The organism is Salinicola lusitanus (assembly GCF_003206045.1).
In the GTDB taxonomy this organism is placed as follows: domain Bacteria; phylum Pseudomonadota; class Gammaproteobacteria; order Pseudomonadales; family Halomonadaceae; genus Salinicola; species Salinicola lusitanus.
This window is the reverse complement of sequence record NZ_PZJM01000004.1, coordinates 1-22802: the sequence shown is the minus strand read 5'-3', so window position 1 is coordinate 22802 and position 22802 is coordinate 1. Positions and strand designations below refer to the sequence as shown.

Sequence of the window (22802 nt, the reverse complement as noted above, 5' to 3'; positions counted from 1 at the left end):
CGCGATCAGGACCATCCACCATGCCCCACCTGGACCCCATCGACTGGATTCATCGCTTCGAGCCCGGCGAGCTGGAGGTGCACCATTTGCACCAGGCCAAACGCTGTCTGCTGGATCTCATCGGCGTTGCCGCCGCCGCGACCCAGACCGAATTGGCCGGCATCGCCGCACGCTACGTTCGAACGCAGCACGGCGGCGGCCGGCCGCTACTATTCACCCCCGGCAGCGCCTCGGAAACCGGCGCAGCACTGCACGGCGCCTGGTTGATCGATGCTTTCGATGCCCACGACGGCCAGGTGTTGACCAAAGGACATGCTGGCGTTGCCGTGTTGCCGGGACTGCTTGCCCATGCCGAGACCGAGAGATTGTCCGGACATGAGTTTCTCGGCCTGCTGACACTCGGCTATGAAGTAGCCACGCGCGCCGGGATCGCCTTGCACGCCACCGCCTGCGACTATCACACCTCAGGGGCGTGGAACGCCATTGCGGTCGCCGCGCTCGGCTCAAAACTGCTGGACCTCGGTCGTCGTCGCCTGCATGAAGCGATGGGCATTGCGGAGTTCTATGGGCCACGCAGCCAGATGATGCGCTGTATCGACCATCCGACCATGGTCAAGGACGGCTCCGGCTGGGGCGCGATGGGAGGCGTGGCAGCCAGTCTGCTGGCACGAGACGGCTTCACCGGCGCGCCCGCCGTCACCGTTCTCGATGAGACCGTCGCCGACATCTGGAATGACCTTGGCCGACGCTGGTATCTACACGAACAGTATTTCAAGGCCTATCCGGTCTGCCGCTGGGCCCAGCCGGCGGTAGAATCGATTCTTTCCTTGCGCAACGCGATCGATCATTCGGGCCGCATCGCACGGATCGACGTTCACACCTTCCATGAAGGCGCCTGTCTGGCGACGACCAACCCCGCCACGACCGAAGCAGCCCAATACAGCCTGCCGTGGCCAGTTGCCTGTGCTGCGGCCTCGGGCCGTGTCGATGCCGCCAGCGTCACCCGACGGCTGGCAGACCCCGACCTGAAGGCCCTGGCTCGCCGCGTTCACGTCCATCGTCATGACGACTACGATGCGAAATTCCCGGCAGAGCGCTGGGCGCATACCACTGTCACGCTCGACGATGGCCGGGTGCTGTCCAGCGAGCCCTGCGAGGCTCGTGGCAATCCCACCAATCCCCTCAGCGACACCGAAATCGAGACCAAGTATCGCCAGTTGACGGAGCCGGTGCTCGGCAAGCGGGCGGATCCCCTCCTCGAGATCGTGATGACACTGGAGCAACGGCCGGCAAGCGATCTGCTACCTTGGTTAGGAGCGACGGAGTAGCGTCGCATGTCGGATCCGATCGAGAGGATGGTGATGAATCTGCCGCTATGGTGCCTGCTGATAACCGCCCTGTTGCCGTTCTGGCTGGCCTTCTGGGGCAGCGCTGTCAGACGGCGTGAATTTGGGCAGATTGACAACCACCACCCGCGCCAGCAGTACGCGCGGATCGAAGGCAAAGGCGCCCGTCTGTGGGCCGCACAGCAGAATGCCTGGGAAGCCCTGGCCCTGTTCACCGCCGCCATCGTGGCCGCCACGACGGTGGGGGGTGGCGGCTGGTTGGTGGACGTCGCCTGCATCGTTTTCGTATTGGCCCGGATCGGCCACGGCCTGTGCTACGCACTGGATCTTTCCACCCTACGTTCGGCAATCTTCATAGTGGGTTTTCTCGCGGTTCTGGGTCTGTTCGCCATTGCACTGTTCTAGGGTCCGCCCCTGACAAGGGAGCACTCGCGATCATGAGTGGAGGCAAAAGCGCATGAGCTACACCCAGGCTTCAAGTTCTCGCCGAATGCGCCGATACGGTCTCCATTACGCCGCGGGATTGCATTTCGCCATTCAGCGCGATCGAGATCTCAATTCATGCCCATCGATGACGATCCACAGAGTGACCAACTCCCCGATGCCGGAAAAACGATCGGAGAGACACCGAAGACCTCGGTAACGACGGAACGCGCGATGACCGGGAACGAGACTCATCGTCGCTGGCTGCTGGAGGCGATGACAGCCGCTCGGACCTCCTACTGGCGCTGGTCCTCTCCCGATCGTGGCTTCCTGTGTGGCACGGCCGTGGGCGATACCGTCGAAGCGCACGAGCAGATGAGGATCGACTGGTGGTCGCTGTTGAAGACAATGCCATCGACCGAACGTCGCCGTGTGGTCATGCTCTGGCGGCGCATCAACGGCGGAGAGCAGGATGAGATCGACCTGCTGATACGCCCCGACACCCGCCAGCCCAGGACCTGGTGGCATGTCCGCGGCGCGGTGGTCGCCAGAGACGAAGAGGCCGCGCCACTCATTGCCACCGGCACCTGGGAAATCATCGACGACACTCACGACCACCGGGCACGAAGCAGTGTGAGAGCTCACGCCTTCGCAGCGTCACGCGATCCGATGCTGGTGGTGGACGAGCGCTGGCGCATCCTGGAAACCAACGACGCCTTCATCGAGCTAGGCGGTCGACCGACAGGCGAGATACAAGGCCAGGCGCTGCAGCGCTACATCGAGGCCGAGGTCCTGCGAGCCGATCCGGCGGCAATCGCTGGAAGCGACCGGGCCCAGCATCACGAAGGGCTCTTCCATGTCGATGGAGAGCCCCCTGTCCCCGTCGAGCTGACACTCAGCCATTTCACGCTGGATGATACCGGGCAGACCCACTACATCGCCGCCCTGCGCGATATTTCGGCCCGCAAGCGATCCGAGCGAGAGCTGGAGCATCTCGCCAGAATCGACACGCTGACCCAGCTGCCCAATCGGGCGACGCTTCAGCAGACCCTGAATCGGCGCCTGCTCCAGCTCGCCCCGGGGCATAGCCTGGCCTTGCTCTTCGTCGATCTCGACGGTTTCAAGCACATCAATGATTCGCTGGGCCACCAGTCGGGTGACACCCTGCTGAAGATCATGGTCAAGCGCCTGCGTGCCACGCTACGGAGCAAGGATCTGGTCGCACGCTGGGGCGGCGATGAATTCGTGGTGGTGATCGATGTGGGCAGCGATGGGCAACTGGCCGACAAGATCGCCAGGCGACTGCTCGAGGCGCTGGCTCATCCCATGGTCATCAGCGGCCATCAGATCAGCGTCACCGCCAGCATCGGCATCGTCCATGCCCCCGATAACGGTCGCGACGGCGAGACTCTTCTCAAGCATGCGGACGTCGCCATGTACGCTGCCAAGGACAGGGGCAAGAACGCCATCGTCGCCTACCATCACGAGCTGAAACATCACAATCTGGAGCAGATATCGATGCTCTCGCGGCTGCGCGAGGCGATCGCCAAGGAAGCGCTCGACTTCGTCGTCCAGCCCAAGTTCGACAGTGGCAATTGTGTGATCGGCGCGGAGCTGCTGGCACGCTGGACCACCGATGAGTATGGCCAGGTGCCACCCAGCGTGTTCGTGCCATTGGCGGAACACAACGGCATGGCATCATCGCTGGGGAATCTGGCGATCGAGAGAGCCGCCCAATACGCTGCGCTTCTCGCCGCCACCGGCAGGCCCTTGCCAGTCGCGGTCAACATTTCTGCGCTGCATGTCATGGATGACGATTTGGCGGCCACCCTGCGGCGTGCCTGCCAGCGCCACCGGATCACCACCGATCAGATCGAGTTGGAGGTGACGGAGTCCGTCTTCCTGGAGAACACGCGGGCACCGGAAGCCAGGATCGAGCACCTCAGGCGGCAGGGTTTTCGAGTGGCGATGGATGACTTCGGGGCCGGCTACTCTTCGCTGGGCTATCTCAGGCGACTTCCCTTCGACACCATCAAGATCGACCGCAGTTTCATGCATGACCTGGAGACGGACCAGCGTTCACGCCATCTATTGGCGGGCATCGTCGGCCTGTGCAACCTGCTCGGAATGGAAACCGTCGCCGAGGGTGTGGAGACCGAGCAGCAGTGGCAACTGCTGCAGACGCTGGGGGTCAAGCAGTACCAGGGCTACTTCCTGGGTCGCCCGATGGAGATGGATCAACTGATCGCGCGTCTGGCGGAGCGGCCGTGACACGAGACACCGCCGCACCGTTCCGATCCGGCCCAGGTTGTCACCCGGCCAACAGCGTGTCGCTGAAGGGATAGCGCGACAATTTCGCGATACCGGTATCGGTGATCAGCACCTCTTCCTCGAGCTTGACTCCGTCAGCTGCTCCCACTTCCCCGATATAGCTCTCCACCGATACCACCATGCCTGGCTCGAGGATGCCATCCTTCGAGAATCGGTCAAAGTCCATGTGGTGGGCGACCAGCGGGGTCTCGCCGTGCATGCCCACGCCATGAATGATCGACGGATAGCGGCGATCCAGAAACCGTTCCGGAATTTTCCACGCCCGTTCGGCGATCTCGCGATAACTCATTCCCGGCTCGAGAATGTCCATGTTGTGATGGACCTGATCGTAAGCCATGCGATAGAGGCTGCGCTGATAGGCCGAAGGTTTCCCGGGGCCGACGTGGAAGGTGCGCGAGAAGTCCGAGTAATAGCCGTGACAGCCGATGGTATCGGTGTCCAGCGCCACCAGTTCCCCTGGGCGAATCACTCGGTCGCTGGCCTCGTTGAACCAGGGATTGGTACGTGGGCCGGAAGATAGCAGACGAGTTTCGATGAACTCGCCGCCCTGCTCGATCACATTGCCGTACATGATCGCGAACAATTCATTCTCGGTGATACCCGGTCGGATGGCCTCCTCGACGCGCGCCACGGCGGCCTCGCTCCCCGCCATCGACTGCGCCAGGCAGGCAATCTCCTCGGGCGTCTTTATCCGGCGGCAGTGCAGCGTATCCTGCATGCAATCGAAGACATCCAATCCCTGCGCCTCCAGCGAACGCGCCAGATTCAGCGCGCAACGATCGAGCCCGACCTTGCGATTGCCATCGCCGTGCTGGGCGACCAGCTCGGCGATCTCGATTCCGAACGGGTCGCTCGACAGATTGTCGCGCTGGTTGACTGCCGACCACACCACCTTCGACGTGCGTGACTCATCGATCGTCTCCAACCAGGTTGAGACATGGGCGCTGCCCGGATACTCGAACAGGATGATCGGCCCCTCCAGCGGTACGTAGATATAGCGTGTCGAGTTACGCAAGAAATAGCCGAACATGTTGCGCGAACCGGTCGCGTAACGCTGGTTGTTGGGGTCGAACAGCACCAGCGCCGCGTACTCTTGCTCACGCATCATCTCGCGCAGGCGCGTCAGGCGCCCGGCACGAAGCCGTCTGGGATCGAACGCGGTGGGGACGCTGTCGCCATTGTCCATCGGCGCGGAGGCGACGACGGGAATCTCATCGGGTTCGTGATCAGAAAGCGGTTCGAACTCCACGGTGCTCATGGAAAGGCTCCAGCAGTTATCAGGGGCAACGAAAGCACTCTGGCTTCATCGCGACGGTCGGGAAGACTCGGGATCATCGATCAGTCGGCGAGCGTGTCGCTCCGGCGTGCTTCGCCCTCGCGCAACATCCGCTCGTGAATCGGTGCCATGCGCCCGAAGATACGGCGCGCCCGCTCGGGGCGGCCGACGAACCCCGGCTCCTTGGCGTAAGCGAAGATGACGGTGTGACGCTCCCGCTCACCGACCACCGGCGTGACACGATGGAGTGAATAGCGGCCGAAGAAGACCTGCAGGTCTCCCAATTGGAGATCCCGCGATTTCAGCTCTCGGGTATCGCCATCCAATACCGCTTCCACCGCCTGGAAATTCTCCCCTTCGGGACTACGGATGCCTGGCACGTACTCGAACCGCCCCCCTGCCTCCGCCTTTCGCGTCATCAGCGTGACGATGAACTCGTTGGTATCGTAGTGCCAAGGATGCTGGCACCCCTCGCGAAGCACGTTGACGACCAGGTCCGCCAGCGGATCGGCGTACTCGTGGATCGTTTCCATGCCAACCACACTGGCAATGAAACGCTGAAACTGGGGGTGCCGGTAGAGCTGGCGGATGATGGTCCGATCATCGATTCGATCACCGGCGACGAAGCCATTGGTTCTGTCGTCGAAACGGTTCTTGGGATGCGACGCGGGAAGCGAGGTATCGCCGTCGGAGTTGTAGGGGTTGGTCTCGTTCTGGTTGTAGTGCGCTTGGGGGGAGAGCCGCTCGGTCTCCTGTTCCAGACGAGCCAGGACCGCTTCGGGGACGAAGCGCTCGAGCACTACACAGCCGTCGTCGGCCAGCTGCGCGCGACACGCCTCGACCAACTGCCGGCCTTGTGAACTGGCGAGATCGTGAATTGGAAACCGATCGAGATCGACCAGCCCTTCCAACGTGTTGGCCGAGGCATCGATGACGGGACCAGACATGGAAACTCCTGCGATCAATAGTGGCGTCTGGACAGGCTAGGGGTCCCCGTTCAACAATAAAAATGAATAGTTGGCATCAAATATATTTTCAGGAGTCATGAATAATGGACCCGGATCTGCTACGCGCCTTCGTTGCCGTCGCCGAATGCGAAGGCTTCAGTGCTGCCGGCCGCATCCTCAACCGCACTCAGTCCGCCGTCAGCCTCCAGATCAAGCGTCTGGAGGATCGCGTTCGCGAGCCGCTGTTCGAACGCACCAGTCGAAGTGTCGTTCTGACCTCGGCCGGGGGCCGCCTGCTACCCTATGCGCGACAGATTCTCAAACTGCAGGATGAAGCCAGACGCGTGATGCTGAGCCAGCGCGAGGGTCGTCTGATCCGGCTTGGCGTATCCGACGAGCAGGCCACCGCTTATCTCCCCCATCTGTTGCCACGATTCGCCGAGACCTTTCCCCATGTTCGGATCGAAGTCGTCTGCGACATCAGTGGCAATCTTGTTCAGCGCTTTCAGGAAGGTCTGCTCGATGTCGTGCTCGCCGTCCGCCACGGCCCTACGCAGACCGGGCAACTGTTGGGCCGCGAGCGAATGGTGTGGGCGATTGCGGAGCAGCGCAATCTGCATGACTGGGAGGTATTGCCGCTCGCGCTCAATCCCGAAGGTTGCATTTTCCGTGCTCACGCTTTCGCCGCCCTGGGCAGGAACGATCTCCAGTGGGACGTGCGTTATACCAGTCCATCGCCTACCGGCCTCAATGTCGCGGTTCAAGCCGGCCTGGCATTGACGGTGAAGACGCCTCGCAGCATACCGCCGGGTTGCCGCGAAGTACCGGCGGAATCCGGGTTGCCCGAACTGGGTTACGTGGAGATCGAACTTCACCGGTCGCCAGGCGAGCTCAGCGAGGAGTTCGAGGCGTTCTGCCTCGCCCTGATCGGCATCGTGACCCAGGCGGACTCGGTTCAGGAGGTCGAGCCGGTAGCCTCACGAGCAGCAGTGACGTAACGTATCGGGCTCCATTTGCCTTCGACGAACCTGCGACGACGCTCCCCATGTCAATGACGTTCAGCCTGATAGCCCCGGCATCGTTCACCCGTCCCGAGATACTAGACCAGGCCGAGGAAGCCTTGCGGCAGTTCGGTATCGAGGTGCGTTTTCCCGCCCAATTGCAGAAGCGACACCGCTACCTGGCCGGGGACGTCGACCACCGCCTCGAGACGCTCTACGCGGCCTACGCCGATCCCGACACCGACGCCATATGGGCCGTTCGCGGCGGCTACGGCTGCGCGCATCTGGCCACCGAGATCGACTGGCGCCGGCTGGCGCCCAAGCCGTTGATCGGTTACTCCGACCTCAGTGTGCTGCTGGATCAGTGCCACCGCCATGGATTGCCGGCGATCCACGGCCCGGTCATGAAGGAGGGCGTGAAGCTCACATCCGATGACCCCGCCCTGCGTGCCGCGAGCCAGCGCGATTTCAGCGCGCTGCTCGCGCTGCTCGAGGGCCGACCTGCCGACGGCGTGGCGTTGACGCCCATCACGGCCACCGCTTCCGCCATCATCGAGGGGCCGCTGGTGGGTGGCAATCTCTCGACGCTGGCCAGCGTTGCCGGCACCCCCTTGGCGTTCCAGGCACCGCCTGGCGCCATCGTGGTGCTGGAAGACGTCGGCGAGCCCTTCTACCGGCTCGAGCGTGACCTTTGGCAACTGGTTTACGCCGGCGCGCTGGATGAGGCGGCTGCCGTCTGTATCGGCACCTTCGAAGAGTGCGTCCCTTATGGGGACCTGAGAATAGAGACGCTGTTCGACACCTGGCTGACTCCCCGTGGCCTGCCGCTCTACGCCGGCCTGCCCATCGGCCACGGCCGTGACAACCTGCCCTGGCGCTATGGGGCCACGGCCCGAATCGCCGATGGTCAACTGCAGTTTCGCGCCTGAACGGCGGGTAGCGGCCAACGAAAAAAGCCGCCTCGCATAGGCGAGGCGGCCGTGGTCGATGGAGACCCTACCCGAATTCGACCCTATACGCGCTCGAAGACCGTGGCGACCCCCTGTCCCATGCCGATGCACATGGTGGCCAGCCCCAGCGTAGTGTCCTGCTGGCGCATCACGTTGAGCAAGGTGGTGCAGATCCGCGCCCCGGAACAGCCCAGCGGATGGCCCAGGGCGATGGCGCCACCGTGCAGGTTGACGGCGTCGTCGAGCCGGTCGAGCAGTTCGAGATCCTTGAGCACCGGGATCGACTGGGCGGCGAAGGCCTCGTTGAGCTCGACCGTCTGAATATCGCCGATCTGGAGCCCGGCGGCCTTCAGCGCCTTCTGCGACGCCGGCACCGGGCCGTAACCCATGATCGAGGCATCGCATCCGGCGACGCCGGTCGATACCACCTTGGCAAGAGGCTTCAGCCCCAGCGACTTGGCCCGCTCGTAGCTCATCACCATCAGCGCCGAAGCGCCGACCGAGAGTGCGGACGACGTGCCCGCGGTGACGGTGCCGTTCCTGGGATCGAAAGCCGGCTTGAGCGAAGCCATCTGCTCCAGCGTGGCGTCTTCTCGCACCACTTCGTCGTGCTTGATCAAGCTGCGGAAACCCTGCGCATCGTGGCCTTCGATCGGCACGATCTCGTTGTCGAAATAGCCCAGGCGATTGGCCTCGCTGGCGCGCTGATGGGAGCGCAACCCGAACTGATCCTGCTGCTCGCGGGTGACGCCGTGCATCTTGCCCAGCAGTTCGGCGGTCAACCCCATCATCATCGCCGCCTTGGCGGTCGTCTTGCTGGCCGCCGGATTGACGTCGACGCCGTGGGTCATCGGCACGTGTTCCATGTGCTCGACGCCACCGATCAGATAGCAATCGCCCATGTCGGCACGGATATTGGCTACCGCGATATGCAGCGCGCTCATCGACGAGCCGCATAGACGGTTGATGGTCTGCGCCGGCACCGAGCGGGGAATGCCGGTCAGGATGGCGGCATTGCGTGCAATGTTCATCGACTGCTCGAGGGTCTGGTTGACACACCCCCAGAGAATGTCGTCGACGCCCGCGGGGTCGAGCTTGTCGTTGCGAGTGAACAGCGCCTGCATCACCGCAGCGGAGAGATTCTCGGCCCGCACGTGACGGAAGGCGCCGTTCCTGGCTTTGGCCATGGGCGAGCGCACGGCATCGACCACCACGGCATCTCTAGCGTTCAAACTCATGACTGTGACTCCGATTGGTGGTGGATTCAGCGATCGCTGGCGTCGGGGTAGAAACGTTCGCCGCTGGCGGCCATCTCCCTGAGCCGGGCCGTCGGCGCATACAGCGCACCCAGCTCGTCGGCGAGCCGTTCGGCCACCGCCACGAACTCTGCCACGCCCATCGCGTCGATGTAGCGCAGCGCGCCGCCGCGGAACGGCGGGAAGCCGATGCCGTAGATCAATGCCATGTCCGCCTCGGCCGGCGAGCCGACGATACCATCCTCGAGACAGCGCACCGTCTCCATGCAGAGCGGCACCATCATTCGTGCGATGACCTCGTCGTCGGAGAGCTCACGCGTCTCCCGAACGACCTCGGCCACCAGCCGGTGCGCCTCGTCATCGTGAACTTTCTTCGGCTTGCCCTTCTTGTCTTCCTCGTAGGCGTAGAAGCCCTTGCCGTTCTTCTGGCCGAGGCGCTGATTGTCGAGCATGACCTGGATCGCCGACTTGCCCTCGTGGGCCATGCGATCCGGGAAGCCCTCGGCCATCACTTCGCTGGCGTGAACGGCCGTATCGATGCCGACGACATCGAGCAGGTAGGCGGGGCCCATCGGCCAGCCGAAGCGCTCCATGATCTTGTCGGCGCGTTCGAAGTCGACGCCGTGCTCGACCAGGCCGCTGAAACCACCGAAGTAGGGAAACAGCACACGGTTGACCAGAAAGCCCGGGCAGTCGTTGACCACGATCGGCGTCTTGCCCATCTGGCGAGCGTAGGCGACCGTCGCGGCAACCGCGGTGTCGGAGGTTTTGGCACCGCGGATGACCTCGACCAGCGGCATCCGGTGCACCGGATTGAAGAAGTGCATGCCGCAGAAATTTTCCGGCCGCTTGAGATCGGCTGCCAGTCGATCGATGGAGATCGTCGAGGTGTTCGACGCCAGGATGGTCTCTTCCGAGACGTTGGCTTCGACCTCGGCCAGTACCGCGGACTTGATCTTGGGGTTCTCGACCACCGCCTCGACCACCAGGTCGACGTGATCGAAATCGCCGTAGGAGAGCGTCGGGCGGATGTTGCTTAGCACCTCCGCCAGCTTGGTCTGGCTGAGCTTGCCGCGCTCGAGCTGTTTGGTCAGCAGCTTGCGAGCCTCCTTCAGACCCAGCTCGATCGCCTCCGGCTTGATGTCCTTCATCAGGATGGGCGTGCCCTTGTAGGCGCTCTGGTAGGCGATCCCGCCCCCCATGATGCCGGCGCCGAGCACGGCGGCCTGGGCCACCGTTCCGGCACTCTTCTCGTACTGCTTGGCCTTCTTCTTGACCGCCTGATCGTTCATGAACAGGCCGACGAGGTTGTAGCAGACATCGGTCTTGGCAAGCTTTGCAAACGCCTGGGCTTCGATCGCCTGGGCTCGTTCGCGGCCCTCGCCCGCCCCTTTCTGGATGACCCGGATCGCCTCGATCGGTGCCGGATAGTGCGGCCCCGCCTTGCCCGCGACGTAGCCCTTGGCGGTCTCGAACGCCATCATCTGCTCGACCGCGTTGAGCTTGAGTGGCGACCCCTTCTCGGTACGACGAGCGCGGTAGTCGAAATCACCGGCATTGGCCTTGTCGAGAATGTCCCGGGCCGCAGCCATCAGTTTTTCCTGGGGCACGACATCGTCGACGGCGCCCACCTTGAAGGCCGTTTCGGCATCGTTCTGCGAGCCACCCGCGATCCACTCGATCGCATTGTCGGCACCGATCAGACGCGGCAGGCGAACGCAGCCTCCCCAACCTGGCACGATGCCCAGCTTGGTCTCGGGCAGCCCGATCTGCGCGGTTTCCGCCATGACACGGAAATCGGTCGTCAGGCTAAGTTCGCACCCGCCACCCAACGCCAGCCCGTTGAGTGCGGTGACGGTGGGAAAAGGCAGGTCTTCGATGCGGTTGAACAGTGCGTGGATTCGGGTGTTCATGTCGACCAGGAACGCCTCGTCCTTGGCGAACATGGCATGAAATTCGGTGATATCGGCACCGACGATGAACACGTCCTTGGCGCTGGCGACGATCAACCCCTTCAAGCCAGATTCGGCTTCCAGGGCATCGATGGCCAGCGACAGCTCGCCAATGACCGAAGACGACAGCTTGTTGATCGCTTCATCCTTGAGGTCGAGCGTCAGAAGCGCTGTACCGCCGTCCTGGACCTCGACCCGGATGGCATCGCCTTGATAGAGCATGGGAAACCTCCGTGCCATGACTGCGAAAATGTCCCTCGCCATCGACGACAGGACAAATCATACGACTGTTTGAATATCGAGAGCTTGAGGTGCGCGTCGGGGCTCGTCAAGCTCAACCAAAGTCTCGCTCCACCCTCTTCAGCCCCAGATTGGCGCCGCCAATGCCGGGTCGAGAAGTCCGTGTTGGGCGCCGTCGCGCAAAATCGATCCCCAACCGCTAGAATGTGTCGCCCGTCGGCGGTCCAGGGACTTCTTCTCCGGATCCTCACACCCGACGGCCCCCGTGAATCGATTCGAAGGAGCCTGGACCGTGGCCGTGAAAGAGACCGTGACGCCCTCGATACTGGCCCGGCTGGAACCGCTTGTCACTCGTTTACGCCGTTATCACTGGGCCTGGCCGCCCATCGCGTTCGTGCTGGGGCTGCTCGGCTTCTTCCTGGTCAATCGACAACAGTGGCTGGGAGGGCTGCTGGCACTGGGACTGGTGCTGACCTGGGCCCTGTTGATCATCGAGAGCATTGCCAGCAAATGGCTATCGCGGCGGGGGCGAAACGCGGCCCTGCCTCGCGCGGCGGCGACTTTCATCGCCCAGATGGTGCATCAGGAAACCCTGTTCTTCTGCCTGCCGTTCTTCCTCGCCACCACCATCTGGACCAGCGGTCAGGCGGTGTTCACCGGGCTGCTGATCGTCTGTTCGATCCTCGCCATTCTCGATCCGCTGTACTTCGGACTCTCCAATCGACATCGATGGCTTTACTTCCTGCTCCACTCATTGTGCGTATTCGTGGTGATGCTGGTGACGCTGCCGATCATGCTGAGCCTGACCACCGGCGAGAGCCTGATACTGGCGATCCTGGCGATGATGTTCTTTAGTCTGCCCAGTGTCCTCGGGCTCATCAGACCCGGCGGCATCACTCGCTGGCTCGCCATGGCGGGCTTGCTGATCATTCTGGGCGGCATCGCCTGGACCGGGCGCACCTGGATACCGCCGGCGACGCTGTGGCTATCCGGCAGCGCGCTCTCCCCCGGCTTCGATACGGCGGCCCGGACGCCCACCGGCAGCATGACGCTGACCCCCCAGGCGCTTCGCTCGCGGGGACTTTACGTCTACACGGCGATCCGGGCCCCGCGCGGGCTGCGCGAGAAGATCTATCACGTCTGGCGTCATGACGGTCAGGTCGTCGAGCGCATCGCGCTGGTCATCCATGGCGGGCGTGATCAGGGCTACCGGGCCTGGACCCACAAGCAGAATTTCTCCGGCGAACCGGAAGGACGCTGGCAGGTGGACGTCATCACGCAGACCGGACAGCGTATCGGCAGCGTGCGATTCACGGTGGCGGCGAACGACGGCGCGACGATCGCGGATGGCAGGATTCAGCGTCCACCGGGTATCCCCGGGTGGAATATTCGCCATGTATTAGGAAATGACGGTAAACAGGACGACTAATCGCCAATCATTGTGGCTTGCATTATCCTGCGGTGCTTTGGAGAATGTTAGGACGTTCACGATTCAGGTAATCCGCTATGGCACAGCATATCGGCTTTAAATTGGCACGTTTGCCGCGACTCTGGCGCGCCGTCATCGATGAACGCCTGGCACCACTGGGCTTGACTCAGACACGCTGGGTGACACTCTGGAATCTGCGCAACATGGGTGGAGGCCAGGCCCAGTGCGATCTGGCGCGTGCCATCGGCGTGGAAGCCCCCTCACTGGTGCGGACGCTGGACCAACTCGCGGAGCAGAACCTGATCGAGCGTCGTCCATGCGCCGAGGACCGCCGCACCAAACGACTGCATCTGACCCACGAGGCGACACCGCTGCTGGAAGAGATCGAGAAGATCGTCAACGAAGTGCGCGACGAGATGCTGGGTGGCTTCACGCCGGACGAGATCGACCTCTTCGAAGGCATGCTGGACCGCATCGAGAAGAATGGTCTGGAGCTGCAACGCCAGTCCGAGCAGGCCAAGGCCAGTTGATGACTCGATAACGGCGCCGAGATGGCTCGCGCGCCGCTGTATCGCGATGCCACCCGTGAGGGTGGCGCTATCCGTCATAGAGGCCTGGTGGGCACTTCGGCCCTCTTCCCGCTCCCGGCCAACCTGTCGCGCATGGCCAACCAGTTTGCCCAATCCTGCTGAAAACTCTCCAGACTCATCCCCTCCTGCCACCAGACGCACATCGTGTACTGACCGGATTCGACGATCAGCGCATCCTTCGGCAAGGCATCCAGCCACTGCTCGAGCGACCGCAACCGTTCGGCGTCCAGTGGCGGCAACGGTGCCTGACGCCACCGCCACTGGGCGGTTGCCGCCTCCAGCGCGTCACTGGCAACGTCATTGCGTATCAGCGTGAAGTCACTACCCGACGCCGTGCCCGGGTAACGCAGTCGATAGCCCGTCAGAGCGACGTTTGGCAGTGCCAGCGGTGCCTTGGTGAAGTTCAACTCCCCACCATTGGCCTTGACGTATCGGCGCAGCTGCCCCCGCAGTGTCTCGCCGCGGCTTGGCCGCAACCACACCATTGGCGAAAGCATCAGCAGGATCGCGACCAACAGAAACCCCAGTACCGCCATAAATTCTCCTATTCTTTCGCGCTCGGCTTCTTGGAGATCGCTATAAACCCGAACATCAAACGATACATCGTACCCTCACGGTGACATCGTGTTGCACCACGCCAACGCATGTCTGATGATCGGCTGCGGCGCCTGACCGCAAGGCGTTGCCGAAAATAGCGTTGTGCCGTTCATGAGGCACGCTTACAGTTATCCATGTTCATTCGCCGGACGGGGGATTACCCGATGAGCAACGAATACCATCACGTGCTGGTTGCCGTGGATCTGACCAAGGATTCGCACAAGGTCCTGGAGCGAGCGATTCCCATCGCACGCCGCAACCAGGCCAAGCTCTCGATCATCCATACGCTGGAGCCTCTGGGGTTCGCCTATGGTGGCGACATCCCCATGGACCTGACGAGCATTCAGGACCAGCTCGACGAACATGCGACACAGCGTCTGGCCGATATCTCGGACCCTTACGACATCCCACGGGAGGATCAGCATATCGTGGTCGGGATGCCGGACACCGAGATCCAGCGCTTCGCCAAGGACCACGACGTGGACCTGATCGTCGTGGGTTCCCACGGCCGCCACGGCTTCGCCCTGCTGCTGGGATCGACGTCCACCGGCGTGCTGCACGGCGCCGAGTGCGACGTGCTGGCGGTCCGCGTCGGCAAGGATGGTGAAACCGAAGAGTAAGGCCGATGCCTCCCGCTCACCGCCCGCCCACGGCGGGCGGTGAGCCGACGCTCTGCCAAACCGTCAGTCGCTGCCTTCCGCCATCGCTTCCAGCTCCATCCACCGCTCCATGGCCCGATCCAGCTCCGCCTGGGTCTCCGACAGCGCTTCGATGGCCTGACTCACTGTCTCACTATCCTGCTGATAGAAATCCGGCGCTCCCATCCTGGACTCGAAGTCGGCAATCCTTGCCTCCAGCGTCTCGATCGTGGCGGGCAGCGTATCCAGCTCGCGCTGCAGCTTGTAGGAGAGCTTCTGGCGACGCTTGTCGCCGTCGGCCTTCTCCGCCGACTGGTTCGGGGTAGCCTGGCGCTCGGCCAGTTTCTGCTGGGCCTTGCGGGCCTCGGCCAGCTCCCAGGGCGCCGGCGGAAGCCGGCCACCCTGGCGCACCCAATCGCTATAACCGCCCACGTAGCTGCGCACGACGCCGTCGCCCTCGAAAGCCAGTACGTCAGTGACGACATTGTCCATGAAGGCGCGGTCGTGGGAGACGAGCAGTAGCGTTCCCTCGAAATCGAGCAGCAACTCCTCCAGCAGCTCGAGCGTCTCCACATCGAGGTCGTTGGTCGGTTCGTCGAGGACCAGCACGTTGGCCGGTTGGGTGAAGAGCTTGGCCAGCAGTAGACGATTGGACTCTCCGCCGGACAACGCCTTGACCGGCTGCCTTGCGCGCTCGGGCGTGAACAGGAAATCCTGCAGGTAGCTAATGACGTGCTTGTCCTTGCCCGCGACCGTCACCTTGTCGCTGCCCTGGGCGACGTTGTCATAGACACTCTTGTTCGGCTCGAGCCCGGCCCGCAACTGATCGAAATAGGCAACCGCAAGGTTGGTGCCCATTCTCACGCTGCCCTCGCTCGGTTCGAGCTCGCCCAGCAGGATCTTGAGCAGCGTCGTCTTGCCGGCGCCATTGCGACCGATCAGCCCGATACGGTCGCCGCGCTGAATTTCCAGCGAGAGATCGCGAATAATGCAGGCATCGCCGTAATACTGCGTCACATGCTGCAGCTCGACGACACGCTTGCCGCTACGCTCGCCGCTGTCCACCTGAAACGATGCCTTGCCTTGGCGTTCACGACGCTGGGAACGCTCGTTGCGCATCTTCTCGAGCGCTCGCACACGCCCCTCGTTACGGGTGCGGCGCGCCTTGATCCCTTGGCGAATCCAGGTCTCTTCCTGGGCCAGCTTCTTATCGAACTCCGCCCGCTCGCGCGCCTCGACCTCCAGCTCGTGCGCCTTCTGGGCCTGATAGGTGGCATAGTCACCGGGATAACGCCCCAGCCGGCCGCGATCGAGCTCCAGAATGGTGGTCGCCAGCTTCGACAGGAAGGCGCGGTCGTGGGTAATGAACAGCACCGCCCCATCGAATGCCAGCAGCTGCTCCTCGAGCCAGGTGATGGTATCGATGTCGAGATGGTTGGTCGGCTCGTCGAGCAACAGCAGGTCGGGCCCCGAGACCATCGCTCGTGCCAGCGCCACGCGGCGGCGCCAGCCACCCGAGAGACCGCTCATCATGGCGTCGGCAGGCAGGCCAAGACGCGTCAGGACGGTATCGATGCGCTGGTGAAAGGACCAGCCATCCTGCGCTTCCAGCCGTGTCTGCAACGTCTCCAGGCGTCGCATGTCCGGTTCGGCCATCGCTACCAGCCGATGATACTCGGCCAGCAGTTCCCCGGTTTCGGGCAGCCCCTGGGCGACGACTTCGAAGATCGTCGCCTCGTCGGCATCCGGCAGGGTCTGCTCGAGCACCCCGATCTTGAGCCCCGGGGCACGCCAGATATGGCCATCATCGGCCTGATTGTCGCCCGAGATCAGTTTCAGGAGGGTGGACTTGCCGGTACCGTTTCGACCCACCAGTGCCAGGCGCTCTCCTTTCTCGATCTCCAGGTCCGCGCCATCGAGAAGCGTATGGTGGCCGTAGGCCAGTTGCAGTTGTTCAAGGCGTAGCAGAGCCACGTGGAACCTCGCGATCGTGAGTCTTCGAAATGACGGAAGTGGGTAGCCCGGTGGCTATTCTGGCTGAACCTGTCGTCGGCCCGTATTGTACCTTGCCAGCCCGCGCTCGCCGAAATGGATTGGCGCACGCTTCGCCCTTGGCCTCGGGCGCTTTACAATGTGTGCCGATAATCTTCCCCTCGACTGAAAGGAGTGCCGCGTGAGCGACACGCCACAGCAGCAAGCCGCCGGCGTCGAATCCCCTCTGCCGGAAGCGCTACGCATCACCTCGCCGTCACCACTGGTCGATATCGGTGCCAACCTGACCCACGAGAGCTTCGAACAGGACCTCGAGGCGACGCTGGCGCGGGCGGCCCACGCCAATGTCACGACCCTGGTGATCACCGGTGCGGACCTCGACGGCGCCACCAGGGCGTCTCGGCTGGCGACCCGGTTCCCCGGCCTTCATTCGACGGCCGGCCTGCACCCTCATCATGCCTCCGATTGGTGTCCCGAGCTGGAGCAAGCCATGCGCCATCTCCATCGCCACGAATCGGTCGTCGCCGTGGGAGAGTGCGGTCTCGATTTCCACCGCAACTTTTCCTCGCCGGCGGACCAGGAGCGCGCCCTGGAAGCGCAACTCGCACTGGCGGCGGAGTCGGGCCTGCCGGTCTTTCTTCACGAGCGCGACGCCGGCCGGCGCATGCTGGAGATCCTGAGTGACTGGCGAGACCGCCTCAGCGATGCCGTGGTCCACTGTTTCACTGGAGATAGAGAGACGCTCCACGGCTATCTCGACCTGGACCTGCACATCGGCCAGACCGGCTGGCTCAGCGACGAACGCCGTGGTCATCATCTCCGTGAGTTCGTTGCCGACATCCCCGCCGAGCGGCTGATGGTGGAGACCGACTGCCCCTATCTGCTGCCGCGCAATCTGCCGGCAAAGATAAAGGGGCGCCGCCACGAGCCGGCTCTGCTACCTTGGATAGTCAGAGAACTGGCTCACTGGCGCGGCGAGAGTGAAGCCGATTTGGCACACCGAACCACGCTGACGGCCAAGCGCTTCTTTCGGCTGAACGAGGACGCTGGCAAATGACCGACTACCCAGGATTCATCGCCGTCGAGACCGGCGACGACAATTCGCTGCCATTGGCCATCGCCTGGGCGCTACCCAACGGTCAGATCAAGCACACCCTGATTCAGCCGGACGATGAATGGCTGAACGACGAACTGTTGTCCCTCGGTGGCTACGATCTGGACGAACTTCGACATCTCGGCATCAGCCCGCTGGACGTGCTCAGGGAGCTGGAGAACGACCATTTCAGCGAGACGCTCTACACGGCGGGCGTTCAGGACGATGAAGCCGCGCTGTCGCTGATGTTCGACGATTTCGGTGTCGATCCCTTCGTCGAGCTTGCCCCGGCGGCGAATCTTTACCCGGAGCTCGATGCGGGTGACTGGTCACGGGCTCGCAGCGAACTGTTCGGGGAGATGGGACTGGAGCCCCTGCGCCCGGAGCACGAAGTCCAGGTCATGCTCTATCTTCATCAGCGTCTGGTCCAACGCGACGCATAGCGCCTCCAGCCTCCAGCCGTCGCCGTCCTGCGGCGATGGCTGCCTGAAGTCCGCCCTCCTCGCGGTAGAAGATGGCGAGCGCATCGATGAGTGCCTGCGCTCGCCGGGGGATCCCCTCGCTTCGGTATCGTGCCACCCTCGCCGCCACCTTCGCACTGAACGCCTCCCGGTCCACTTCGACCCCATCGAGATTGTCGACGCTGACCTCGAACGGCTTGCCACACGCGGCGCTGAGTAGTGACTCGAGCGCCTGGGGCGCGGTCTCGACACGCTCGAAGTCGGCCTGTCGCTCGGCATCCCGTCCGTCGGGCTCGTACCAGTAGCCGTAATCCTCGAGCTGTCGTCGTGCCTCACCGGCGATGCACCAGTGGCTGATTTCATGCAGTGCGCTGGCGAAAAAGCCGTGGGCGAAGACGATCCGATGATATTCGTGACAGGCATCGGCCGGCAGATAGATGGGTTCGTCTTCGCCACGCACCAGTCGAGTATGGTGGCTATCGGCAAAGATGCCGTCGAACAGCGCGATCAGGTCTTCGATGTCATGTGTCATCAGGGCCTCCGGAACTGCGCCGGAGTATACGTAAGTTCACACCTGCCGCCGAGCGCTCCCCCGCGACTCCTGCTAGAATCGCCGCCCTGTCCGTTCGGTCAAGGAGCACCCCGTGTCGTCGACCGTCAGCCGTTTTCATCGCTGCCGCCGAGAAACCGGAAGCCTCGTGCGTCTGAGCCTGCCGATCTGCGGCGCGCAATTGGCTCAGGCAGGCATGAGCGCGTCGGATGTCATCATGTCGGGCCGAGCCAGCGCCATCGACCTGGCGGCGGTCTCCGTCGGCGCCAGCTTGTGGGTGCCGCTGATGCTGCTGATGACCGGAACCTTGATGGGGCTCACCCCCATCGTGGCTCATCGAATGGGTGCCGGAAGCCACGATCAGGTCCGTGGCAAGGTCCACCAGGCGCTCTGGGTAGCGCTGGTCCTGGGAGTTCTCAGCGCTCTGGCCATGACACTGGGCGCCAGCGTCATTTTTCGCCTGATGCAGATTCCCGCCGATGTCGCCAGTCTGGCTACCGCCTACCTGAATGCCGCAGCCTTTGGCATCCCTGCCATCGCGATATACCAGGCGCTGCGTGCCTTCTCCGACGGCATGCATCACACCCGGCCGGCGCTGTGGATCAGCCTCGTCGGTCTGGCGGTCAATATCCCCGGCAATTTTCTGTTGATCTATGGCGGCCCGGGGCTGGTCGGGCTATTCGGCAACGAGATCCCTCTTTTCCTGCAGCGGCTACCCGCATTGGGCGCATTCGGCTGTGGTATCGCGACCGCCATATCGATGTGGGCCATGTGCCTGGGAATGATCTGGTACACCACTCGCAGCCGTGCCTATGCCCCGGTGGTTCTATGGGCCTCCCCGACCCCGCCGCGTCGACAGGATATCGCGGAGCTTTTGTATATCGGCCTTCCGATCGGCCTGGCCATCTTCTTCGAGGTCACACTATTTACCGTGATCACGCTGCTGGTCGCTTACCTCGGCGAGATCACCGTGGCGGCGCACCAGATCGCCCTCAACGTCACTTCGATACTGTTCATGCTGCCGCTGTCGTTGAGCATGGCCCTGACCGTCAGGGTCAGCAACCGGCTCGGGGCTGGCGATGCGGCCGAGGCACGCTTCGTGGCCTGGAACGGTGTCGGCGTCGGCCTGGCGCTGGCGCTGCTCAACAGTGCGCTGATCTGGCTACTGGCGGCGCCGGCGGTGTCGCTCTACACCAGCAACGCCGACGTGCGCACCCTGGCCATGTCACTGATTCTGCTGGCCATGCTGTTTCAGATCTCGGATTCGCTCCAGGTCAACCTGGCTGGCGCCCTGCGTGGCTACAAGGACACCCGAGTGGTGATGGGCATCACGCTGTTCTCCTACTGGCTCGTCGGCCTGGGGTGCGGCCATCTGCTGGGGCGCGGCATGGAGGGTGTGTTCGACGCACTGGGAATCTATGGCTACTGGATCGGACTCAACGCGGGCTTGACGACAGCAGCGGGACTCCTTGCCTGGCGGCTACGGCGTGTCGGCAGCCGCCGATTGGCGAAAAGCTGAAATTATCGTCATTGAGTCTATCGCGGGGCTTAACATGTCCTTCATGGCTATGCTAATACTGGCGTCATGCCTCAAGCCGAGACATTGCCGACCAGGAGGGTAGCCATGGGTGTCCCACTTTCCCCTCGATCCGCGCAGATCATCGATCTGGAAACCATGAGGCATCGGCTGAGAGCCAGGAAGCGGTTGGTCCGGCTATCGCCCGAACTCGACGGTCTGGAGATGCTCTACTTCCTCGCCTCCGACCCGGATACGCTATACGGCCTGCCGCTGCTGGCGTGGGGCCTGCGTGAAGACGACGAAGTCGTCGGCCTGGTGCCCTGGATGGAATCGCTGGCGCCTTGCCACGAGCTGGACGATCCCGAATATGGTCATTTCGTCGGCTATCGCGACCCCGAGACCCACGAGATATTTCACGATGCGCCCGAGCACAAGGTTGCCGAGCTGGAGCATGCGGCGGCCTATTTCGATTATGAGGAAACCCAGGACGTCTCGCTGACTCAGCAACTGCCGGAAACCCAGGGCACCCACGCACTGTGCATGGACGAGGATGGCAAGCCCTGGCAGCTCAAGCAGATCTTCGGGTGGCATCTCTACAGCAATGGGGCAGTCGATGCGATGCTGGCCGACGACACACGGGCCACGTCACTTCCCGTTCTGCTGGGGGACGACTGCCTCTATCCCGGTCGAAGCCGCCACCGCACGCTCTACTTCTTCCAGCGCAATATCGCCAACCGTATCCGAAACGAAGACCCGGATACACTGGAGGCGCTGGCACTGATGGTGATGCCGGGGAACTGACTCGATCAGGGGAAAGCGGCTGACCGGCCTGCCCTACCGCTATCTCATCCCAGTTGGATGCGATAGCGGTATTCGTCGCCATCCTGACTCTGGTCGACGAGTCGATGCCCCAAAAAGCTGCAGAACTTGGGGATGTCGCGGGTCGTCGCGGGATCGGTGGCAAGTACTTCCAGAATGTCACCGGTAGCCATGTCACGCACCTTGTTGTGCATCAGCATGATCGGCTCCGGACAGTAGAGCCCCCGTGTATCCAGTATTTCCCCTTGCTGGAGCCTAGCGTCGTTCATGATTGCCTCGCGCAAGCTATCGTCGTTCATCCATCCAGTCTCACATGGACGGTGACCTCTTCACGGTCATGATACAGGTGGCGACAGGCGATGCTAGCGCTCACGCCCGCCGCCTTCAACGCATTCTCGAGTCGTATCAGACAGCGCCGAACCTCGTCCCACCTTTTCTTCATCGGCAGCTTGAGGTTGAAGATCGCCTCGCGACACCAGCGCTTGATCAGCCAGCGTTCGACCATGTCGATCACTCGCATCGGCTTGTCGACGATATCGCATACCAGCCAGTCGAGCCGGTACGGCGGCTCCCAGACAAAGCCGTCTTCGCGCAGATGCTCGACCTGCCCCGTCGCCATCAATCCTGGCGACATGGGACCGTTGTCGATGGCATAGACGAACATTCCGCGCCGCACCAGTTGGTAGGTCCAGCCACCCGGCGCTGCGCCCAGGTCCACGGCCTGCATGCCGTCGTGCAGACGCGCTTCCCAGGCCTCTCTCGGCACGAAGGTATGCCAGGCTTCCTCGAGCTTGAGCGTCGAGCGGCTCGGCGCATCGGCCGGATGGCGGAGACGCAGGATCCCGCCCGGATGATCACTCCGATTGCCCGGAAAGCTGATCCCCACCTGGATCGAATCGCCGGCCAGCCAGAACAGATGCAGCCTTCGTCCGCCGGCCTTGCGGCGCAGGCCGCCACCTCGCTTCAGCGCACTCTCCAGCGGCCGACTGAGTGACTTCGCCAAGCGCCCGAGCGCCTTGCCGTCGTTGGTATCCGGGGTCTCGTGCCAGATCGACTCGAAATTCCAGCCGCTCTCCTTGACCAGATTCGCAATGGGGGAGATTCGGTCCTCACGAGAGAGGGCGAGCGGCTCGAACGCGACGAGTGACTGTCGCGCGAACACCAGTGACCTCAGCGGCAGCTCGCGATGGATATTATTCGCGGGCTGAAAGTCATGGCTTTGCCAGCGGATGAAACCGCTATTGGTCTCTGCCATGACCACCTGCCCGAACTCGCCGATTTCGGAAGCGCGCTGCGTGACCTCGGCCGCGAGATCCGGCTCGAAACCGGCTCGGCAATACAGCAGCCACTCATTGGGCACTCGATTCACAACCACCTCGCTCCTGATACTTG

Annotated in this window: 21 protein-coding genes; 12 read left to right on the top strand and 9 right to left on the bottom strand. The window is 62.9% G+C overall.

What is annotated here, in order from left to right; all coding sequences use genetic code 11:
• Positions 1 to 20: 20 nt before the first annotated feature.
• The 3 genes from DOM45_RS07370 (at position 21) to DOM45_RS07360 (ending at position 4040) form a co-directional block, all read left to right on the top strand.
• Positions 21 to 1328: an MmgE/PrpD family protein gene (locus DOM45_RS07370; protein ID WP_110599078.1), complete on the top strand. Its 1308-nt coding sequence runs from the start codon at positions 21 to 23 to the stop codon at positions 1326 to 1328.
• A gap of 6 nt (positions 1329 to 1334) precedes the next feature.
• Positions 1335 to 1751, top strand: coding sequence for an MAPEG family protein (locus DOM45_RS07365; protein WP_110599076.1), 417 nt, complete (start codon positions 1335 to 1337; stop codon positions 1749 to 1751).
• A gap of 252 nt (positions 1752 to 2003) precedes the next feature.
• Entirely contained in the window at positions 2004 to 4040 is a 2037-nt protein-coding gene (locus tag DOM45_RS07360) for a putative bifunctional diguanylate cyclase/phosphodiesterase (RefSeq protein WP_162302606.1), read from the top strand.
• A 40-nt stretch (positions 4041 to 4080) separates the two neighbouring features.
• Here the strand turns inward: DOM45_RS07360 and DOM45_RS07355 are convergent, their stop codons facing one another.
• A complete protein-coding gene (locus tag DOM45_RS07355) occupies positions 4081 to 5358 on the bottom strand; it encodes a M24 family metallopeptidase (RefSeq protein ID WP_110599072.1) in 1278 nt (425 codons plus the stop codon).
• Positions 5359 to 5438: 80 nt separating this feature from the next.
• A complete protein-coding gene (locus DOM45_RS07350) occupies positions 5439 to 6323 on the bottom strand; it encodes a HalD/BesD family halogenase (RefSeq protein WP_110599070.1) in 885 nt (294 codons plus the stop codon).
• A 104-nt stretch (positions 6324 to 6427) separates the two neighbouring features.
• Between DOM45_RS07350 and DOM45_RS07345 the strand changes: the two genes are divergently transcribed.
• A complete protein-coding gene (locus tag DOM45_RS07345) occupies positions 6428 to 7321 on the top strand; it encodes a LysR family transcriptional regulator (RefSeq protein WP_110599068.1) in 894 nt (297 codons plus the stop codon).
• Positions 7322 to 7368: 47 nt separating this feature from the next.
• Positions 7369 to 8253 carry a S66 peptidase family protein gene (locus DOM45_RS07340; RefSeq protein WP_110599066.1) on the top strand — a complete coding sequence of 295 codons (885 nt, stop codon included), beginning with the start codon at positions 7369 to 7371 and terminating at the stop codon, positions 8251 to 8253.
• Between the two features lie 83 nt (positions 8254 to 8336).
• On the opposite strand, the gene fadA is transcribed toward DOM45_RS07340, so the two are convergent.
• Positions 8337 to 9512, bottom strand: coding sequence for an acetyl-CoA C-acyltransferase FadA (gene fadA, locus DOM45_RS07335; RefSeq protein ID WP_110599064.1), 1176 nt, complete (start codon positions 9510 to 9512; stop codon positions 8337 to 8339).
• 26 nt (positions 9513 to 9538) lie between these two features.
• Complete coding sequence (fadB, locus tag DOM45_RS07330) at positions 9539 to 11704, bottom strand: fatty acid oxidation complex subunit alpha FadB (RefSeq protein WP_110599062.1); 2166 nt, start codon at positions 11702 to 11704, stop codon at positions 9539 to 9541.
• 310 nt (positions 11705 to 12014) lie between these two features.
• On the opposite strand from fadB, the gene DOM45_RS07325 reads away from it, so the two are divergent.
• Together DOM45_RS07325 and slyA are read left to right on the top strand one after the other, a co-directional pair.
• Positions 12015 to 13151 carry a DUF5924 family protein gene (locus tag DOM45_RS07325; RefSeq protein ID WP_342588715.1) on the top strand — a complete coding sequence of 379 codons (1137 nt, stop codon included), beginning with the start codon at positions 12015 to 12017 and terminating at the stop codon, positions 13149 to 13151.
• 77 nt (positions 13152 to 13228) lie between these two features.
• The gene (slyA, locus tag DOM45_RS07320; protein WP_110599060.1) at positions 13229 to 13681 is read left to right on the top strand and encodes a transcriptional regulator SlyA; all 453 of its coding nucleotides are present in this window, start codon (positions 13229 to 13231) and stop codon (positions 13679 to 13681) included.
• A 74-nt stretch (positions 13682 to 13755) separates the two neighbouring features.
• Here slyA and DOM45_RS07315 read toward each other — a convergent pair whose 3' ends face one another.
• Positions 13756 to 14277: a preprotein translocase subunit YajC gene (locus DOM45_RS07315; protein WP_110599058.1), complete on the bottom strand. Its 522-nt coding sequence runs from the start codon at positions 14275 to 14277 to the stop codon at positions 13756 to 13758.
• Positions 14278 to 14502: 225 nt separating this feature from the next.
• Here DOM45_RS07315 and DOM45_RS07310 point away from each other — a divergent pair, with 225 nt between their 5' ends.
• Positions 14503 to 14958, top strand: coding sequence for a universal stress protein (locus DOM45_RS07310; protein ID WP_110599056.1), 456 nt, complete (start codon positions 14503 to 14505; stop codon positions 14956 to 14958).
• Positions 14959 to 15021: 63 nt separating this feature from the next.
• Here DOM45_RS07310 and DOM45_RS07305 read toward each other — a convergent pair whose 3' ends face one another.
• Positions 15022 to 16950 carry an ATP-binding cassette domain-containing protein gene (locus tag DOM45_RS07305; protein WP_110599054.1) on the bottom strand — a complete coding sequence of 643 codons (1929 nt, stop codon included), beginning with the start codon at positions 16948 to 16950 and terminating at the stop codon, positions 15022 to 15024.
• Between the two features lie 199 nt (positions 16951 to 17149).
• Between DOM45_RS07305 and DOM45_RS07300 the strand changes: the two genes are divergently transcribed.
• Positions 17150 to 18025 carry a TatD family hydrolase gene (locus tag DOM45_RS07300; protein WP_110599052.1) on the top strand — a complete coding sequence of 292 codons (876 nt, stop codon included), beginning with the start codon at positions 17150 to 17152 and terminating at the stop codon, positions 18023 to 18025.
• Positions 18022 to 18504, top strand: coding sequence for a hypothetical protein (locus DOM45_RS07295; RefSeq protein ID WP_110599050.1), 483 nt, complete (start codon positions 18022 to 18024; stop codon positions 18502 to 18504). The genes DOM45_RS07300 and DOM45_RS07295 overlap by 4 nt, the downstream gene beginning before the upstream one ends.
• On the opposite strand, the gene DOM45_RS07290 is transcribed toward DOM45_RS07295, so the two are convergent.
• On the bottom strand, positions 18461 to 19054 hold the full coding sequence (locus tag DOM45_RS07290; protein ID WP_110599048.1) for an elongation factor P hydroxylase: 594 nt from the start codon (positions 19052 to 19054) through the stop codon (positions 18461 to 18463). The genes DOM45_RS07295 and DOM45_RS07290 overlap by 44 nt on opposite strands.
• 112 nt (positions 19055 to 19166) lie before the next feature.
• Here DOM45_RS07290 and DOM45_RS07285 point away from each other — a divergent pair, with 112 nt between their 5' ends.
• Both DOM45_RS07285 and DOM45_RS07280 read left to right on the top strand, forming a co-directional pair.
• On the top strand, positions 19167 to 20591 hold the full coding sequence (locus DOM45_RS07285; RefSeq protein WP_240612320.1) for an MATE family efflux transporter: 1425 nt from the start codon (positions 19167 to 19169) through the stop codon (positions 20589 to 20591).
• A gap of 105 nt (positions 20592 to 20696) precedes the next feature.
• A complete protein-coding gene (locus tag DOM45_RS07280) occupies positions 20697 to 21392 on the top strand; it encodes a hypothetical protein (RefSeq protein ID WP_110599046.1) in 696 nt (231 codons plus the stop codon).
• A 44-nt stretch (positions 21393 to 21436) separates the two neighbouring features.
• Here the strand turns inward: DOM45_RS07280 and tusA are convergent, their stop codons facing one another.
• Both tusA and rlmM read right to left on the bottom strand, forming a co-directional pair.
• Positions 21437 to 21679 (bottom strand): sulfurtransferase TusA, encoded by a 243-nt coding sequence (tusA, locus tag DOM45_RS07275; RefSeq protein ID WP_110600366.1) that lies wholly within the window; start codon positions 21677 to 21679, stop codon positions 21437 to 21439.
• Between the two features lie 26 nt (positions 21680 to 21705).
• On the bottom strand, positions 21706 to 22797 hold the full coding sequence (rlmM, locus tag DOM45_RS07270) for a 23S rRNA (cytidine(2498)-2'-O)-methyltransferase RlmM (RefSeq protein WP_425353331.1): 1092 nt from the start codon (positions 22795 to 22797) through the stop codon (positions 21706 to 21708).
• Between the last annotated feature and the right edge of the window lie 5 nt (positions 22798 to 22802).

What these genes read in the sequence shown, in the direction of transcription:
- DOM45_RS07315 (WP_110599058.1), bottom strand. Translation starts at nt 14,277, where the DNA reads ATGGCGGTACTGGGGTTTCTGTTGGTCGCGATCCTGCTGATGCTTTCG.
- DOM45_RS07280 (WP_110599046.1), top strand. Translation starts at nt 20,697, where the DNA reads ATGGGTGTCCCACTTTCCCCTCGATCCGCGCAGATCATCGATCTGGAA.
- fadA (WP_110599064.1), bottom strand. Translation starts at nt 9,512, where the DNA reads ATGAGTTTGAACGCTAGAGATGCCGTGGTGGTCGATGCCGTGCGCTCG.
- fadB (WP_110599062.1), bottom strand. Translation starts at nt 11,704, where the DNA reads ATGCTCTATCAAGGCGATGCCATCCGGGTCGAGGTCCAGGACGGCGGT.
- DOM45_RS07340 (WP_110599066.1), top strand. Translation starts at nt 7,369, where the DNA reads ATGTCAATGACGTTCAGCCTGATAGCCCCGGCATCGTTCACCCGTCCC.
- DOM45_RS07350 (WP_110599070.1), bottom strand. Translation starts at nt 6,323, where the DNA reads ATGTCTGGTCCCGTCATCGATGCCTCGGCCAACACGTTGGAAGGGCTG.
- DOM45_RS07295 (WP_110599050.1), top strand. Translation starts at nt 18,022, where the DNA reads ATGACCGACTACCCAGGATTCATCGCCGTCGAGACCGGCGACGACAAT.
- DOM45_RS07345 (WP_110599068.1), top strand. Translation starts at nt 6,428, where the DNA reads ATGGACCCGGATCTGCTACGCGCCTTCGTTGCCGTCGCCGAATGCGAA.
- DOM45_RS07365 (WP_110599076.1), top strand. Translation starts at nt 1,335, where the DNA reads ATGTCGGATCCGATCGAGAGGATGGTGATGAATCTGCCGCTATGGTGC.
- tusA (WP_110600366.1), bottom strand. Translation starts at nt 21,679, where the DNA reads ATGAACGACGCTAGGCTCCAGCAAGGGGAAATACTGGATACACGGGGG.
- slyA (WP_110599060.1), top strand. Translation starts at nt 13,229, where the DNA reads ATGGCACAGCATATCGGCTTTAAATTGGCACGTTTGCCGCGACTCTGG.
- DOM45_RS07355 (WP_110599072.1), bottom strand. Translation starts at nt 5,358, where the DNA reads ATGAGCACCGTGGAGTTCGAACCGCTTTCTGATCACGAACCCGATGAG.
- DOM45_RS07310 (WP_110599056.1), top strand. Translation starts at nt 14,503, where the DNA reads ATGAGCAACGAATACCATCACGTGCTGGTTGCCGTGGATCTGACCAAG.
- DOM45_RS07290 (WP_110599048.1), bottom strand. Translation starts at nt 19,054, where the DNA reads ATGACACATGACATCGAAGACCTGATCGCGCTGTTCGACGGCATCTTT.
- DOM45_RS07370 (WP_110599078.1), top strand. Translation starts at nt 21, where the DNA reads ATGCCCCACCTGGACCCCATCGACTGGATTCATCGCTTCGAGCCCGGC.
- DOM45_RS07360 (WP_162302606.1), top strand. Translation starts at nt 2,004, where the DNA reads ATGACCGGGAACGAGACTCATCGTCGCTGGCTGCTGGAGGCGATGACA.